The organism is Neisseria subflava (assembly GCF_005221305.1).
GTDB lineage: Bacteria > Pseudomonadota > Gammaproteobacteria > Burkholderiales > Neisseriaceae > Neisseria > Neisseria subflava.
Genome location: NZ_CP039887.1, coordinates 116,988 through 133,418 on the forward strand (window position 1 = coordinate 116,988; position 16,431 = coordinate 133,418).

At 47.5% G+C, this 16,431-nt stretch carries 16 protein-coding genes; 4 read left to right on the forward strand and 12 right to left on the reverse strand.

Going from position 1 to position 16,431, the window contains the following annotated elements:
* The first annotated feature begins 122 nt into the window (after positions 1–122).
* On the forward strand, positions 123–857 hold the full coding sequence (fnr, locus tag FAH66_RS00590) for a fumarate/nitrate reduction transcriptional regulator Fnr (RefSeq protein WP_003684408.1): 735 nt from the start codon (positions 123–125) through the stop codon (positions 855–857).
* A gap of 86 nt (positions 858–943) precedes the next feature.
* Here fnr and FAH66_RS00595 read toward each other — a convergent pair whose 3' ends face one another.
* Positions 944–1,894 carry a CysB family HTH-type transcriptional regulator gene (locus tag FAH66_RS00595; RefSeq protein WP_070503716.1) on the reverse strand — a complete coding sequence of 317 codons (951 nt, stop codon included), beginning with the start codon at positions 1,892–1,894 and terminating at the stop codon, positions 944–946.
* 442 nt (positions 1,895–2,336) lie between these two features.
* On the opposite strand from FAH66_RS00595, the gene FAH66_RS00605 reads away from it, so the two are divergent.
* Positions 2,337–3,098: an OmpA family protein gene (locus tag FAH66_RS00605; protein ID WP_137040180.1), complete on the forward strand. Its 762-nt coding sequence runs from the start codon at positions 2,337–2,339 to the stop codon at positions 3,096–3,098.
* Positions 3,099–3,232: 134 nt separating this feature from the next.
* Here FAH66_RS00605 and FAH66_RS00610 read toward each other — a convergent pair whose 3' ends face one another.
* Together FAH66_RS00610 and greA are read right to left on the reverse strand one after the other, a co-directional pair.
* Entirely contained in the window at positions 3,233–3,661 is a 429-nt protein-coding gene (locus tag FAH66_RS00610) for a DUF4149 domain-containing protein (protein ID WP_003684397.1), read from the reverse strand.
* 98 nt (positions 3,662–3,759) lie between these two features.
* Complete coding sequence (gene greA / locus FAH66_RS00615; protein WP_003684304.1) at positions 3,760–4,236, reverse strand: transcription elongation factor GreA; 477 nt, start codon at positions 4,234–4,236, stop codon at positions 3,760–3,762.
* 344 nt (positions 4,237–4,580) lie between these two features.
* Between greA and FAH66_RS00620 the strand changes: the two genes are divergently transcribed.
* Positions 4,581–5,990 carry a PepSY-associated TM helix domain-containing protein gene (locus tag FAH66_RS00620; protein WP_137040182.1) on the forward strand — a complete coding sequence of 470 codons (1,410 nt, stop codon included), beginning with the start codon at positions 4,581–4,583 and terminating at the stop codon, positions 5,988–5,990.
* Positions 5,991–6,201: 211 nt separating this feature from the next.
* Here the strand turns inward: FAH66_RS00620 and rplS are convergent, their stop codons facing one another.
* The 9 genes from rplS to FAH66_RS00665 all read right to left on the reverse strand — a co-directional run bounded on the left by rplS (position 6,202) and on the right by FAH66_RS00665 (position 15,110).
* Entirely contained in the window at positions 6,202–6,567 is a 366-nt protein-coding gene (gene rplS / locus FAH66_RS00625; RefSeq protein ID WP_003679470.1) for a 50S ribosomal protein L19, read from the reverse strand.
* Positions 6,568–6,581: 14 nt separating this feature from the next.
* On the reverse strand, positions 6,582–7,331 hold the full coding sequence (trmD, locus tag FAH66_RS00630; RefSeq protein ID WP_137040184.1) for a tRNA (guanosine(37)-N1)-methyltransferase TrmD: 750 nt from the start codon (positions 7,329–7,331) through the stop codon (positions 6,582–6,584).
* Entirely contained in the window at positions 7,331–7,840 is a 510-nt protein-coding gene (gene rimM, locus FAH66_RS00635; RefSeq protein ID WP_049329569.1) for a ribosome maturation factor RimM, read from the reverse strand. The genes trmD and rimM overlap by 1 nt, the downstream gene beginning before the upstream one ends.
* Positions 7,841–7,855: 15 nt before the next feature.
* On the reverse strand, positions 7,856–8,104 hold the full coding sequence (gene rpsP / locus FAH66_RS00640; RefSeq protein WP_003679465.1) for a 30S ribosomal protein S16: 249 nt from the start codon (positions 8,102–8,104) through the stop codon (positions 7,856–7,858).
* Between the two features lie 75 nt (positions 8,105–8,179).
* Entirely contained in the window at positions 8,180–10,570 is a 2,391-nt protein-coding gene (locus FAH66_RS00645; RefSeq protein WP_137040186.1) for a bifunctional acetate--CoA ligase family protein/GNAT family N-acetyltransferase, read from the reverse strand.
* A 56-nt stretch (positions 10,571–10,626) separates the two neighbouring features.
* Positions 10,627–12,024: a HAMP domain-containing sensor histidine kinase gene (locus FAH66_RS00650; RefSeq protein WP_137040188.1), complete on the reverse strand. Its 1,398-nt coding sequence runs from the start codon at positions 12,022–12,024 to the stop codon at positions 10,627–10,629.
* Between the two features lie 15 nt (positions 12,025–12,039).
* Positions 12,040–12,717, reverse strand: a complete 678-nt coding sequence (gene misR, locus FAH66_RS00655; protein WP_049329527.1) for a two-component system response regulator MisR — start codon at positions 12,715–12,717, stop codon at positions 12,040–12,042.
* Between the two features lie 207 nt (positions 12,718–12,924).
* Positions 12,925–14,757, reverse strand: a complete 1,833-nt coding sequence (locus tag FAH66_RS00660) for a PglL family O-oligosaccharyltransferase (protein ID WP_137040190.1) — start codon at positions 14,755–14,757, stop codon at positions 12,925–12,927.
* On the reverse strand, positions 14,754–15,110 hold the full coding sequence (locus FAH66_RS00665) for a DUF2069 domain-containing protein (RefSeq protein ID WP_039862096.1): 357 nt from the start codon (positions 15,108–15,110) through the stop codon (positions 14,754–14,756). Before FAH66_RS00665 ends, FAH66_RS00660 begins: the two co-directional genes overlap by 4 nt.
* Before the next feature lie 218 nt (positions 15,111–15,328).
* Between FAH66_RS00665 and hisC the strand changes: the two genes are divergently transcribed.
* The gene (hisC, locus tag FAH66_RS00670; RefSeq protein WP_137040192.1) at positions 15,329–16,414 is read left to right on the forward strand and encodes a histidinol-phosphate transaminase; all 1,086 of its coding nucleotides are present in this window, start codon (positions 15,329–15,331) and stop codon (positions 16,412–16,414) included.
* Positions 16,415–16,431: the final 17 nt, after the last annotated feature.

Sequence of the window (16,431 nt, forward strand, 5' to 3'; positions counted from 1 at the left end):
TTTTAGTCAAAATTTCGATAGTTTGATAGAATGCCTGATAATGATATGCCGACTTTGACTTGGGTCAATAGTTATTCGGCTTCATCAGGGATTTATAGAACTATGCAGATTAAGGGTGCGTTATGGCCACACACAATGCAACACATCAAATGAAAACCTTGTGTTCCACATGTTCTTTACGCGAGCTGTGTTTGCCTGTCGGACTGATGCCTAACGAATTTTCACAACTGGACGCGGTTATTCGTCAAAGCCGCCGTCTGAAAAAAGGTGAATACCTGTTCCGTGCCGGCGAGCCGTTTACCTCTTTGTTTGCCATCCGTGCAGGCTTCTTTAAGACAACAGTCGCCAGCCAAGATGGACGCGATCAGGTAACCGGCTTTTTTATGTCGGGCGAACTGGTCGGTATGGATGGGATTTGTTCCCATATTCACAGCTGTGATGCTGTGGCTTTGGAAGACAGCGAGGTATGCGAGCTTCCGTTTACTCATATTGAGGAACTCGGTCAGGATATTCCCAGCCTCCGCTCCCACTTTTTCCGCTTGATGAGCCGCGAAATTGTCCGAGATCAGGGCGTTATGTTGCTTTTGGGCAATATGCGCGCTGAAGAGCGATTGGCGGCATTCTTGCTCAACCTGTCTCAGCGTCTCTATTCACGAGGCTTCGCCGCCAATGATTTTATCTTGCGGATGTCGCGTGAGGAAATCGGCAGCTATTTGGGACTGAAGCTGGAAACAGTCAGCCGCACCTTGTCTAAATTCCATCATGAAGGCTTGATTTCGGTTGAACACAAGCACATCAAAATCTTAGATGCGACAACCTTGAAGAAAATGGTTTCCGGTTGTTCGCACGCTATCTGAATCTTAGGCCGTCTGAAATATTTCAGACGGCCTTTTTAACAAGAATTAAAGAATAATTGTTAAGTTACGAAAGTGATAGTCAGATATTAAATTGAAAAATCTTCAACAACCGGCGTGTACAGAATGCGGTCGACTACTTCTCTGGTCAGTTTCGGTGCAAACATCTGGATAAAGTCATACGCGTAACCACGCAGGTAGGTATCGGTGCGTAAGGCTATCCAAGTGGGCGACGGTTCAAATAAGTGTGCCGCATCAATAAGCTGTAAATCTTGATCGACAACGGGATCGTACGCCATTTTGGCCATCAAACCAACGCCCAAGCCTAAGCGGACATACGTCTTCAATACATCCGTATCGGCAGCCGATAAGGCAACATCAGGTTGCTCAATATGCGCTTTATTAAATGTACGCGCGATGCTGCTGCCGGAATTAAAAGCAAATTCGTAAGTAACCAGCGGAAAAGAAGCCAAATCTTCAAGGCTTAAAGGATTGCGGCAGTCCAAAAGAGGGTGGTCGTGCGGAACAATGACGGCATGGTTCCATTCATAGCAGGGCAGTTTGCCCAACTCGGGATGATCGTCAATGCGTTCAGTAATAATTGCCAAATCAGCTTCGCCGCTGCTGACCATTTGCGCGATGGCAGAAGGGCTGCCTTGTTTGATGGTCAAATTGACTTTAGGGTAGTTTTTGACAAATTCCGCAACGATTTTGGGCAAAGCATAACGTGCCTGGGTATGCGTTGTCGCGATGGTCAGCGAGCCGCTGTCATGATCGGTAAACTCGCTGCCGATATTTTTAATGTTTTGTACATCACGCAAAATCCGTTCCGAAATCTCTAATACGGCTTTGCCCGGTTGCGAAACGGAAACCACACGTTTGCCGCTGCGGATAAAAATTTGGATACCCAATTCTTCTTCAAGCAGGCGGATTTGTTTGGAAATGCCGGGCTGGGATGTGAAAAGCGCATCGGCGGCTTCGGAGACATTCAGATTGTGTCGGTAAACCTCAAGGGCATAACGTAATTGTTGCAGTTTCATGGTAGCAGTACCGGATACGTTGTTAATGTGGATTTTGTGCGACAAACGGCATGTAATTTAACATATTTTGCCCAGTTTTGCCCCGAGTTTTGAAAACGGTTGTTTTTAATGAAAATATCTTTTAACGATATGAAAACAGGAAATGCAGGAAAGATGAGGGAAAGGGGTTTTGTTGTTTTTGTGCAACTTCAGATGGATGAATTGTCTGATTTTGCCCTAAATTAATGACACAAGATTGATTTTTCGGCATGATTAACTACTAGGAAGCAGGCACTTCATGATTGTTTGAAGGCATCGAGTATTGACAGTTTGCCTTGCGCTTCTTTATAGTGCAACCTGATATATCCGATTTGCCGCTGTTTTGATACTGCGGCCTGTATATTGGTACTTTGCAGCGGTTGCTTTCCTAGTCCGCCGCATAACAATTTGATGAGGGAATAAAATGACCAAACAGCTGAAATTAAGCGCATTGTTCGTTGCCTTGGTTGCCTCTGGCACCGCTATGGCCAGCGAAGCGCACACCAAACACGGTTACACCGTAAGCAGCCAATCTCAAGAAATCGTCCGTAACAACTACGGCGAATGCTGGAAAAACAGCTACTTCGACAAAGCTACCCAAGGCCGTGTTGAATGTGGTGATCGTGAAGCAGTTGCTCCTGTACAACAAGCTCCTGAGTATGTTGATGAAACTGTTTCTCTGTCTACTAAAACTCTGTTCGGCTTCGACAAAGACAACCTGCGTCCTGAAGCCCAAGAAAACTTGGACTCTTTGGCTCAACGCCTGAGCAACAAAGACGTACAAACTGTACGTGTTGAAGGTCACACTGACTTCATGGGTTCTGAGCAATACAACCAAGCTCTGTCTGAGCGTCGTGCTAACGTAGTTGCTAACTACTTGGTAGGCCGTGGTGTTGCTTCTAGCAAAATCTCTGCAGTAGGTTTGGGCGAATCTCAAGCTCGCATGACTGCTACTTGTGAAGCTGAAGTTGCTAAACTGGGCAAAAAAGTTTCTAAAGCTAAGAAACGTGCTGCTCTTATCGCTTGTATCGAGCCTGACCGCCGCGTTGACGTTAAAATCCGCAGCATTGTTACTCGTCAAGTTGCTCCAGGCCAAACTATCGAAGGTCAAGGCGAATTGCCTGCTTCTGATGAAGGTTGGATCCCAGCTCCTTATAATGGCGTTCACGGTTACGCTAAACCTTAATCAGTTTGTGAAAAATGCCCTGCATATTGCAGGGCATTTTTTATGGCTTATATTTGAAGAGTTGGGGAATTAATGATTCAAAATAAAAGGCCGTCTGAAAGATTTATTTTCAGACGGCCTTTTATTAAGACAGATTAGTTTGGCTTGGGCCATTTCCATACGCAGATGGCTGCCAGTATCGTACAAATCAAAAAGATAATACTGGATAAGCCGTGCCAAACACCGAATGTTCCACCTACTAGGGACAGCAGCCAGTTATCCAGCCCATATTTGTGTGCTTCGATAACCGGCGTAACCAAAAGATGGTTGCAGGCTAAGAGTAGCCAAAGTACCAAGATCCACCAAGAAAGTGAGGCCAGTTGCCGTCTGAAAAAGGCATAGGCTGCGCCAAAAATAACTAAGCCACATAGTGCTGTGATGGCAAATGAAATGCCGGCAATTTCTCCCGCCTGCATTTTAGGCAGAAGGCGGAACAGGATTGGGGCGGTAACATAGCCTGCTGTCAGCTGCATACCGAGCCACATGGCGGCAGCGGTTTGGATAATTTTGTACAGTAGATTCATTATGTTTCTCCTGGGAAGATTTCACTTTCTTTGATTATGGTGTTTTTAGATACAGCAAAAGGCCGTCTGAAAATGTTTTCAGACGGCCTTTTGTTTATTTAAATATATTGCACGGCAATGATGTCATATTCACGTACGCCGCCGGGTGCTTGAACTTCTGCAACGTCGCCTTCTTCTTTGCCGATCAGGGCGCGGGCAATTGGGGAGCCAACGTAGATTTTGCGTTCTTTGATGTCTGCTTCATCTTCACCGACGATTTGGTAGGTAACTTGTTCTTCAGTTTCCAAATCTTCCAGTGTCACAGTTGTGCCGAACACGATTTTGCCTTCTGCATGGATTTCGGCAGGGTTGATGATGTGCGCCATAGAGAGTTTGTGTTCCAACTCGGCGATGCGGCCTTCGATAAAGCCTTGACGCTCTTTGGCGGCTTCGTATTCTGCGTTTTCAGACAAGTCGCCGTGCGAACGTGCTTCGGCGATGGCTTCGATAACTTCTGGGCGTGCTACGCTTTTTAGGTGTTGAAGTTCTTGTTTCAACAATTCTGCACCACGGACGGTCAAAGGGATTTTTTGCATTGAGTTCTCCATGAAAGCATGATGATGCTTTTAAAATTTTATCCGGCCACGCGCGGTAGCCGGATTGGAAATAAAAATACAAGCCGCCAAAGCTTGGCGGCTTGATGAATAAATAAGTAATGTCTGTATTCTACCAAATTCTGCCGAAACCGCAATGATTAAAACGGATTTTCAGTAAAGTGTTGTTTTCTGTCTATTTTGTTTTTTCAGACGGCCTAAAAACTAAATATTGAAGTATTTCAAAGCTGCATTGGAAAAACGGTTTCTTAAATGAATGTTTTTGATTAAAATACCTGTTGCTAATTCGTAGTAATTAGTCTGCTTTAACTATATGAAGAGAAAATATGGAAACAAAACCAACTTCCCAAAATGAACAACAGGCTAACCGCCGTTATTTGACTGTTTGGCGATGGCATTTTTATGCCGGACTTTTGGTTGCGCCGTTTTTAACCCTGTTGGCTGTTACAGGGTTGGGAATGCTGCTATTCGCCAATATTACCGGTAAAGAAGGCGAACGCATACATATTACGCCGCAGGCAGTGGTGCAGCCTTTGTCGGCTCAGGCTGAGGCCGCCAGACAGTTTGTGAATCCGGAAACTGCTTCTGTAGTGCAGTATATTGCGCCACGCGCAGATGATATGGTTGCCGTATTCCGCGTGAACAATGATGATAAAGCCACTATGGTTGCCGTTGATCCCTATACAGCAAAAGTTGTGAATACGATGCCGCGCGGTCAAGGCTGGTATCACACGATGGACGAAATCCACGGCGATATGATGATCGGCCCGGTGGGTGACTATCTGCTGGAAACTACCGCGTCGCTGACCATCCTGATGATAATCACGGGGATTTATTTGTGGTGGGCGAAACAGCGCAGCCTGAAATCCATGCTTGTGCCGAAAGCAGGCAAAGGACGCACATGGTGGCGTAGCATGCACGGTGCATTTGGCACTTGGGTTTCTTTGATTTTGTTGCTGTTCTGTCTGTCAGGTATTGCTTGGGCGGGAATTTGGGGCGGTAAAGTGGTTCAGGCGTGGAGTCAATTTCCTGTCGGTAAATGGGGTGTGGAGCCTAATCCGGTATCTTCCGTGCCAACCCATGGTGATGTGCTGAATGACGGTAAATCTAAAGAAGTGCCATGGATTTTGGAGTTGACGCCTATGCCGGTTTCCGGTACGACAATGGGTGAAAACGGTATTAATCCAAGTGAGCCGATGACTTTGGAAACGGTTGACCGCTTTGCACGTGAAATTGGCTTTAAAGGCCGTTATCAGCTCAATTTACCCAAAGGTGAGACCGGTGTATGGACGTTGTCGCAAGACTCAATGAGTTACGATATGATTAGTCCGACCGCTGACCGCACGGTACACATCGATCAATACAGCGGTAAAATTCTGGCTGATATTCATTTCGACGATTACAACTGGTTTGGTAAATTCATGGCGGCAAGCATTGCTTTGCATATGGGTACATTGGGCTGGTGGAGCGTATTGGCAAATGTCTTGTTCTGTCTGGCGATTATCTTTATTTGTGTCAGCGGCTGTGTAATGTGGTGGAAACGCCGTCCTTCGGAAGCACGTGGTTTGGTTCCTCCGGCGCAGAAAATCAAATTGCCGGTATGGTGGGCAATGGCTGTGCCGCTTTTGATTTTGGCTGTGATTTTCCCAACAGCCATTGCCGCAATCGCTGTTATTTGGATTTTGGATACACTGTTGTTGTCGCGTATCCCGGCATTGGCAAGATGGTTTAAATAACCGCCCGATGTGATTAAAGGCCGTCTGAATCTTTTGTTTCAGACGGCCTTTTGTATAAAGGTTAAAAGAGGTAGGGAAGTTATGATTCTGTTTAAGTTTATGCGTGAGGTGTTTATTGTGATTAGCTTGCAGGATTGTGTAAGAAAGACAAGGAGTTTTTGTATAAAAACAAAAAACCCACTTCATAGAAGTGGGTTTTTGATGAAAGCTATTAGCCTTTGCGAGCAGGCAATTTTTCTTTAATGCGAGCTGCTTTACCGGTCAGGCCGCGCAGGTAGTACAGTTTGGCGCGACGTACGTCACCACGGCGTTTAACTTCGATTTTTTCTACGGTAGGAGAGTACAGTTGGAAAGTACGTTCTACACCTTCGCCGCTAGAGATTTTGCGAACGATGAAGTTGCTGTTCAGGCCACGGTTGCGGCGAGCGATAACAACACCTTCGTATGCTTGCAGACGGCTGCGAGAACCCTCAACCACGCGTACAGATACGACAACGGTGTCACCTGGAGCGAATTCAGGGATTTCTTTGTTCAAGCGAGCGATTTCTTCTTGCTCTAATTGTTGAATCAAGTTCATTTGTTTTTCCTAAGTTATGATTGGATTTCCTGTTGCTCTTGCAAGATTTCTTTTAAGAGGCGGGATTCCTTTGGGATTAAACTGCGCTTTTCCAATAAATCAGGTCGGCGCTCTAAAGTGCGTCGCAGCGATTGTTTCAATCGCCACTCGGCAATCAAGCCATGATTTCCTGAGCGTAAGACGTCGGGAACTATCATGCCTTGGAATTCTACGGGTTTGGTGTAATGAGGACAGTCTAAAAGGCCGTCTGAAAACGAGTCTTGTTCGGCTGACTGTATATCGCCCAATACACCTGGAACCAATCTTAAGACGGCATCCATCAACATCATGGCGGGTAATTCGCCACCCGAGACGACAAAGTCGCCAATGCTGATTTCTTCGTCCACACTGCTTTGCAGCAGTCTTTCATCTATGCCTTCATAGCGTCCGCATAGAAGAACAAGATGGGGTAGTTCGGCAAATTCTGCAGCTTTTTTATGCGTCAGCGGCTGACCTTGCGGACTGAGATAAATTACTTTGGCAGGTTTTTGCGAGTTTGCTTTGGCTTCTTCGATTGCCGCTTGAAGCGGCGGCGCCATCATAATCATTCCCGGACCACCTCCGAAGGGGCGATCATCAATATAGCCAAGTTTGTTGTCGGCAAATTTTCGGGGATTGATGGCTTGAAACTGCCAAAGATTTTGTTTTCTTGCTCTGCCTGTAACGCCATATTCGACAATGCTGTCGAACATCTCCGGGAAAATGGTGATGGCTTGAATCAGCATCAGTAGTCCAAACCCCAGTCGGCGATAATGGTTTTGCTGTCGGTATCGACAGATTCGATATAGTTGGAGACAAAGGGAATTAGGATTTGTCCGTGTTCGCCTTTAATCATCAAAACATCATTTGCACCGGTTTCCATCAGGTTGCTGACTTTACCGAGGACGATGTTTTCTTTGTTGATGACGGTCATGCCGACTAAATCTGCCCAGTAGTATTCGTCTTCCTCAGTAGGGGCGAATGACTCTCTTGGGATTTCGATGGTATAGCCGCGCAAGGCAAATGCTTGGTCGCGATCGTCTATACCTTCAAATTTAACCTGAAGTTCGCCATTGACAATTTTACCTGCCTCAAGCACAACATTCAGGGTTTTGCCATCCTTGCACAACTGCCACTCGGGGTAGTCCAGCAGGCTGTCGGTATATTCGGTATTGGCAGCAATTTTCAGCCAGCCTTTAATGCCGAATACGCCTTTAATGTAGCCCATGGCTACCCGTTTTTGAGTGTCTGTCATGGTCGTTTCGGCTGATTAAGCAGCGATTTTTTGCTCTTTAATCAGTTTGGCAACTGCGTCGCTAACTTTCGCGCCTTGAGCAACCCAGTGGTTGATGCGGTCTGCGTCAAAACGTACGCGTTCTTGTTTTTCGTTGGCAACGGGGTTGTAGAAACCTACGCGCTCGATGAAGCGGCCGTCACGACGGTTGCGAGAGTCAGTTACGACTACGTTGTAGAAAGGGCGGTGTTTTGAGCCGCCGCGAGCCAAACGGATAACTACCATTTTGAGTCCTTTTGAAAAATGCGGATATATAGAAACCGCTAATTTTAGGATATTTCACACGGGTTATGCAAGTTTTTATTTGTTTTTGTTGCTGTTTTGCCATTCGTTCAAATCGAGGCTGGCTTGATACAGGCCGCGGTCGGTTTCAGATGGTGTGACAGTAAAGCCTGATTTTTCAGCGAGTTTGAGCATCGGTGTGTTTTCTTTGAGGATTTCCGCATTCATGGTTTGGTAACCTTGCTGTGTGGCAGTTTGGATAATGAGGCTCATCATTTTGCCTGCCAAGCCGGTTTTGCGTGCTTCAGGTGCCAAAGTAATGCCGAACTCGCACTCATTACGATTGATGCGGCTGTAACGGCTGACTGCGACGATATGGCCGTCTGAAGTGAAGGCTGCCCATGCGCATTCGGTATGGAAATCGGGACGGGTCAGCCGTGCAAGTGTGGGCAGCGGCAACTCGTTGGTATGGGTCATGAAGCGCGTATAGCGGTCGGCCGCGGGTAATTGGCGGACAAATTTTTGTTTGGCTTCGGCATCTTCAGGCTCTAGTGCGCGGATGTGAAGTGTGTTGCCGTCGGGCAGGGTAAAGGTATCGGTTTGGTTCGGGTAGGGTGCGAGTACGTTTTGTATCTCGGGCGTTTCGGTTTTAGGGTGCAGCAGTTCGGAAGCAGCTTCGCCGGTGTTGCGTAGGAATTCGGCTGCGGCCGGATTTTTTTGTTGGAGATAGGCGGCGGCGCTTTGCATTTTGGCGGCGGCCTGTTCCAAGGTTTGGACGGCTTTTTTAGGAATTTTGGTTGTTGGTGCAACAGGTTTTTCTACGATTTCGGGAATGATGGTGCTGTTGTATTGGCTGCCGTTGTAGTTGAGGATAATGTCGCCGATATGCTGGTTGTTGTGGATAAGCGTGTTTAGGGAATGCAGGAATTGATTGAGAACGGACGTGTTGTCGAGTTCTGTAAACTGGCTTAAACGCTGGATATCGAGTGTGGTAAAGGGAGGTAATGCGGCTTCGGTTTGGCCGTTGTAATGGGCGGTAAGGATATTGCCGTAAATGGCATGGCGGCTGAATCGAAATTGGACGGCATTGTGTTTTTGGATTTGGCACGGAGGCAGGTATAGGGCTTCCGCCATCAGTTCGGTTTGGCCGGATGCAATGGCTTTATCGATATTTTTGCTTTTAGGTGTTTTCAGACGGCCTGTTTTGGCTTGGGCAGGGGTATTTTGCACTTGTTGCAAATAGGCTGTTTGATTGCGAAAATAAAGTGTCAGTAAGGCTTCTTCCGGCGTGTTAAACCGTGTCAGGCCGTCTGAAAAACGATAGCTGACGAGAATGGGCTTACTGGTTTTTTGTGCCAAATTATCCAGAGTTTGATGAATGCTGTACGCATCCGGCGTATCTGGCGAAATAATGCCGAGCAGGGCTTGAGTATGCGGATTTTGTAATTGTTCGAGTGCCAGACGGTGGATGCGTGCAGGCGTTGGGTTGCTGCCGATGCAGCCTTGTCGGATGGATGGTACTTCGGTTGGGAGGTCGAGGGTCAATTCGCAGGCATTGGCGGTAGTGCGCAGCCATTCTATCGGCGTGTCGGACAGAATGGTGGGGTTGGTAATGACGGGAATGCCGGATAGGTGGGCTTTTAGGGCTGCTTCCAGTTCGGCGGTATTGAATACCGGTTGGAAATTGCAATGGCGGCTGAGGCTGCGCAGGATGGCTTTGTCTGTGTTGTCGGTGTAGTGTGTGGACAACAGGATAAGCGGAGTGTGGCGTGTAAAGTGGCGGATGGCACTGAACAGCTCGCGTTGGTTTTCAGCCGGATTGTAGTGGATAACGGCAACTTTGGTATGGCGGTTGTGGCCGAAGCGGTTGAGCCAGTCGGCAGATGTGGTAGGACTTAGGTCATAGTTGAGGCTGATGTGGCGTGATACGCCTTGGTGTAGCGTGTTCAGCAGGTGGTTGATGTTGCGGCTGACGGTGCTGTGGCCGGTCAGTAACGCGATATGGCCGGCCGGATAGTCGGTTTGGGTGCCGATGTTGAGGTTGAGTGAGGGGAGTTGGATGCCTGCGCTGTTGCACACGGTGATATTCAATTCGTCGCCGTGATATTTTTGAATAATGGAACGGGCGTTTTTGCAGGATTCGGGCGGTAGGTTTTCCCAATCTTGAATCAGGATAATGTGGCGCAGGTCTTTTTTACGGCAGGCTTTGAACAGCGAGTCGTAATGGTCGGGCGGGATAACGGCAACAACCAAATCGGCTTGGCCCGGGATTTTGCTGAGGCTGGAGTAGGAGGGAATGCCTGCGACACTGCTGTGTCGAAGATTGACGGGGGTAATTTTGCCTTGATATGAGGAACCGAGCAGGTGGCTGAAAATGCGTTCGCCAAGGCTGTGCGGACGTTCGCTGGCGCCGATGAGGATGATGTGTTCAGGCATGAAGAAGTAGCCGGTTTGGACGGTTGCACTCATGATGGTTCCTTATTTGTGTTTTTGGCCGTCTGAAAAGTTTCAGACGGCCTTATTTTTTAGACTTCTTTTTTGTCTCCGGCTTTCTTTTTGGGAAGGATAAAACGCATCCTCAGGCCGTTGGGTTTGACATTTTCAGCAATGATTTTACCGCAGTGCTGTTTCATAATATGCTGCGTCAAGGCAAGCCCTAAACCTGTACCGGGCTTGTGTGCGCTGGAGTCGGCGCGATAAAAGGCAGTGAAAATATGCGGAAGCTGCATTTCGTCCACGCCAGGTCCGTTGTCGGTAACATCGATAATCCAGTTTTTGCCGTCTTGTCCGATATGGGTTTGAATGGTGCTGCCTTCCGGACTGTAATTGATGGCATTGCGGATAACGTTGTCAAAGGCGCGGTATAGATAGCCTTCGTTGGCGCTGACTACGGCATTTTCAGGGATTTTTGGGTCAATGCTCAGGGTAACGCTTTGGTTGTTTTGGTGGGCAATGCTTTGGTTGTCCTCAATCAAGTTGGTAAGGAAAGGAACGAGTTTGAGGTTTTCTTTTTCCAAAGGAATATTGGAAGTTTCCAAGCGGGATAGGGTCAACAATTCTCCGACCAAAGTATCCATGCGCACCAATTCGCCTTCAAGGCGCTTGAGGTATTGCTCTTGTTTTTGCGGCTGAGCTTGAATCAGGCCGACAATCGCTTGCATACGCGCCAGCGGCGAACGCATTTCATGCGAAACGTGGTGAAGTAGATGGCGCTCTTTGGCAACAAGTTTTTCAAGTTTTTCGGCCATTTTGTCGAACTGCACAGCGAGGTGGGACAATTCGTCGTCACGGTCGTCAACTTGTTGGGAAATGCGGGTCTCAAGTTCGCCGTTGGCTACTCTGTCCATGCCGCCACCCAAAATTTTAATAGGCTTGGTAATGTTGTTGGCAAGGATGTATGCCATCAAGAGCCCCACAACGATGATAAAAGACAGAATGATAAATTCGTGCCAAATAGGCGAAAGCGGCAAGCCGGGAATGAAGAGCGGGCTAGGGAGGCGTTGGGCTTGATGATTGTCCCAGCCTTTAATAAAGAAGAGGTATTCTTCGCCGAAACGGTCGTATTCGATGTGTGCCAAATCAGATTCGGGGTTGTTGATGGCAAAGATACGGGCACGCTCAATGGAGAGGCTGTCGATGTTTCGGCCTAAAATATCTTTTTTATCATCGCCGGTAATCACATAAACGGCATTGGAAACCGGATTATTTTTCCATTCGGAAAGAATTTCGCGCGCACCGCTGTCTCCGCGTGAGTTGAAGGCGGAAACGATGCTGCTCATCAATGTGGTTTCGATGGTGCGGCGTTGGTTGAATTGGTTTTCGGCAAGGGTGTTTTGCACCAGCCAAAATGAAAAACTCGCCACAAAGATTGCGCAGACGATGACTGCGCAAAATGTGGCGAAGATGCGTTGAAACAGTTTCATTGATCTGTTTAATCTTTAGTTTTTAACAAACAGGTAGCCTAAGCCGCGTACAGTTTGAATCAGGGAAGCATCGCCCAATTTGTGGCGGATGCTGGAGATGTGTACGTCGATGCTGCGGTCAAATTTAGCCAGTTTGCGGTCGAGTGCCTCGATAGACAGAGTTTCTTTGCTGACAACTTGTCCGGCGTGGCGCATCAAAACTTCGAGCAGATTGAACTCGGTGCTGGTCAATTCAAGCGGAGTGTCTTTGATGCTAGCTTGGCGTTTGGCGGGGTAGAGGACAACGTCGCTGACAGAAATGCTGTTCGGCGCGTTGTTTTGTTCGTTGCTGTGTTGTGCACGGCGCAAGATGGCGTTGATACGCGCCAAGAGTTCGCGCGGTGTGCATGGTTTCGGTACGTAATCGTCCGCACCCATTTCCAAACCGATAATGCGGTCGATGTCGTCACCTTTTGCAGTCAGCATGATGATGGGCACAGTGCTTTGGGTGCGTACGTTTTTCAAAACGTCCAAACCGTTCATTTTAGGCATCATGGAGTCTAATACGACGACATCGTATTGTCCGGTCAGAATTTCTTGAACGCCGGCTTCGCCGTCAGAAACGCTGTGGACGTTGAGGCCTTCGGCAGTCAGGTATTCGGTCAGTAATTCGGTCAAGAGGGCATCGTCATCTACGAGTAATACGCGACTCATGGAATTTCCTTTTCGTGATTGTATGCGCCGTGGCACTAAATAGGTGGTGCGGCGATTAAAATAGAGTTGTATTCAATCTTAACATGCAATCTGCTTTTGTTGATAGCGTAATTTTCTGTGCTTTTGCGCTTTTTTGCATAGAAACTTGTCGCTCTTTACATTTTCAGACGGCCTGTAAGGACAAACTGACAATTGAGTGAGTTTTGTTTAGGGTTTGTCACATGATTTGGCAGTTTGGTGTTTCGGTGCATTGATGAAATCTTTGCAATCGGACAAAAGTTTGGGCAGCAGGGGGGCGAATACCGGATGGCTGCGTATTTTGTCGGCGTAGAAATACATCATATAGGGGTAATAATATTGCACTGCCTGCATCCATTGCGCACCTTCTTCTTTCTTGCCTTGTCGGTAGAGGTAGAGGCCGACTTGATAGGCGCTGGAGTAGGGGCGGTAGGTTAGGGCTTTGAGTGCGGCTTCTTCCGCCCACGGACGGATGTAGGCATCGGTCGGGTCTGCATGTTTGCTCAAGCTCAAATCGGCGTAATAGGCAAGCATAGGGCTTTCTTTGGAAAGTCGTTGCAAGCCGTCGATTTTGTTTTGAACCGTTTGCTGTTCATCAGTTTTTCCTACGCGGCTATATTGGGTCAGATTTTGATATTCCCAGCTGAGGTTTGCCATGCCGATTAAAATCGATAAAGCAGCTATACCGCCTGCCCATTGTCTGATTCGGGTAGATACAGGGCCGTCTGAAACATCTTTCGGATAAGAGGGTGTCAACGACAGAATCAGGCTAAATACGGTGAGGAAGTAGATATACCAAAGTGGATATTCAAGCATGCTGTGGCAGAGGCTGACGGCGGCGGTAGTCAGTAAAAACAGCGAGGCCGGTGTTTGGTTGCGGCCCAACAGTCGCCATACGGCTGCAAGCAGAGTTAAGGTTGCGAGCAAGGTGCCGGCAATGCCCATTTCGGACAATAACTGCATGATGATATTGTGCGAATGGGTAAACAGTACGCCGAGGATGTTGTTGGGGAAGTGTTGTTGTTGGGCATTGATCAGGAAGGTTTGCTGGGCAAAGCTGTTCCAGCCATGGCCGAACCAAGGTGCGGATTGAAAGGCAATCCATGCCTTGCTCCATTCGATTTGGCGCATGGAGCCTTCAAAACCGCTGGTGCCTGCGCGTTCTACAGCGGTTTCGTATTTGACGTTGCCAAACAAATCCAACAGGCTGCCCATGCCGAATTGGAAAGCAGCGGCCAGGATTGCGGTCAGGAGAAAAATGCACAGTGCGCGTTTGTTTTGGAAATGGGTACGCCAAAACCATAACGGCGTAATCAGGAATAGGGCGGCAATGTAGCCTAAGATGGTGCGTGAGTTGACAAGGCCGAGGGTCGCAGTCAAAGCCAATACGAACAGAAAACCTGCTGTATTGGACATTTTGCGCTCCGTCCATAAATAGGATGCCGCCAAAATGCCCCACATTAAATAATGTCCCAAATGGTTTCGTTGGCCGAGTTGGCCGTTTACGGTGCCGTTGCTTCGGGCAATAATGCCGTTCAACCACTCTACGTTGGACCAGCCTTTAAATTGCAGCCAGATGATGGCGGCCTGTATGGTTGCCCCTATCAATAAAGACCAAGCAAAGATGCTGACGATGCGTTCCTGTCCGTAAACTGCTACCCAGCCTCGCACCGACCATGCGCCCAGTGCCAAAATGACAAAGGTCCAGGCAGTAATATCGCTCATGCCGGGGTAGGTCGAATGCATGAGGCGCGCTTGGAGCGACCAAAATGCAGCCATGGCAAACAGGCCGATACTGAGTGCGGGAAAGCGGATATTCAGCAGGCCTTTGTGTGCGCTAATCAATGTCAGTACCAATGAGCCGCTCAGCGAGATGGCTTCCAAATAAAAGCTGGGCAGTGGACCGACTCGGTAGAGTGAAAGAAAAGGGATGGCGCAAATCCAAAGAAAACTGAGCCATAAAGGCCAAAAGGTTTTCACTGAAGATTCGGTCAGGCCGTCTGAAAGTGTGTGGTAGGTCATTTTGATGTGTGTTTTTGTTGTTTGATAAATGCAAGGCAGCCGAGGAAAAAGGCAATGCACAATAATACGGAAACGGCGGCGCAAATCCGGCTGGCGAGAGCCGTGTCTGCCAGGCGCATACAGGCTTCGGCAAAGTAAATCAGAATCAGCATGGAGCTGTATTGGTAAGTGTAGATGCGTTTTTTCAAAATGCCGGTCAACGGCAAGCACAAAGGCAGGGCTTTCAGTGCCAACCATGAGCCGCCTTCGCGCAATGGAGCGATCCACAATTCCCATGATAAGGAAAGCAGAATCAGCAGGATAAGGCTTATGGAAGTTGCAAGATAAGGTAATGGGGAGCGTGTATTGTTCAAAATATTGAGGGCGTAAAGCCGTACTGGAAAACTTAAAATTATACCGCTAAAAAGGCAGGGTAAGCCAAGAATATTGCTTAAAGATGCTGAAGAAAGGATTTATTGTTTTTTCTTCAAACGAATGAAACTTTATCTTGTTTTATAGTCTTATTAATATATATATCTAGTAAATATTGTGCTACTATTATAAATACTTTATCTCAGGAGGATAGAAAACCATGAATCGCGTTGCTGATGTTATCCGTGATGATATTAAAGTAATGACAGCCTATCAGGTTGCTGATTTGCCGGAAGGTTTTATTAAGTTGGACGCCATGGAGTGTCCGCATCATCCTTTCGTCGGGTATGAATCTTTATTGTCAGAATGGGCGGATTTGGCAAAGCAGGCACCGATTCATTTGTATCCCCATACTGCCAAGAGCGGTATTTATGAAGAATTGAGGGAAGTTTTCGGTATTCCCGATAAGGCGGAAATCGCGTTGGGTAACGGCTCCGACGAGCTTATCCAGTTTTTGACTATGCTGGTTGCCAAACCAAATGCGCGTGTATTGGGTATTGAGCCAAGTTTCATTATGTATCGTCATAATGTCGCGCTTTATGGCATGGAATATGTCGGTGTTCCCTTAAATCCGGATTTTTCTTTAAATCTCCCTGCCGTTTTGACCGCTATCGAGCAACATCAGCCGTCATTAATTTTTATTGCCTATCCCAATAATCCTACCGGCGTGTGCTTTAAACGAGAAGAAGTAGAGGAGGTCATTCGTGCGGCTACCGGCATTGTGGTTGTCGATGAGGCATATGGCGCGTTTCATCATGACAGTTTCCTTCCGTGGGCGGGCGAAGTCGAAAATCTGGTCGTAATGCGCACCATCAGTAAAATCGGCTTTGCAGGCTTGCGGATGGGATATGCGGCGGCAAGTCCAAGCATTATGGGTGAACTGGCTAAAATTCTTCCGCCTTACAACATGAATCAATTAAGCTTGGCGGCGGCAAAATTCTCATTGAAACATCATCAAATCATTCAGCAAAACATTGATACATTAAAAAATGAGCGTTCGCGTGTGATGAATGAATTGTTGAAATTAAACCGTTTGCAAGTTTTTCCGAGCGAAGCCAACTTTATTACCGTTCGCGTTCCTGATGCGAACGAGCTGTTTGAAACATTGAAGCAAAACCACATACTGATTAAAAAACTGCATGGCAGCCATCCGCTTTTGGATCAGTGTGTCCGCATAACCATAGGCTCGGCAGCGCAAAATGATGCCGTCTTGGCCGTTATTAAAAACCTTTACCCTAATCTTTGATTCCAAGGAAACTACCA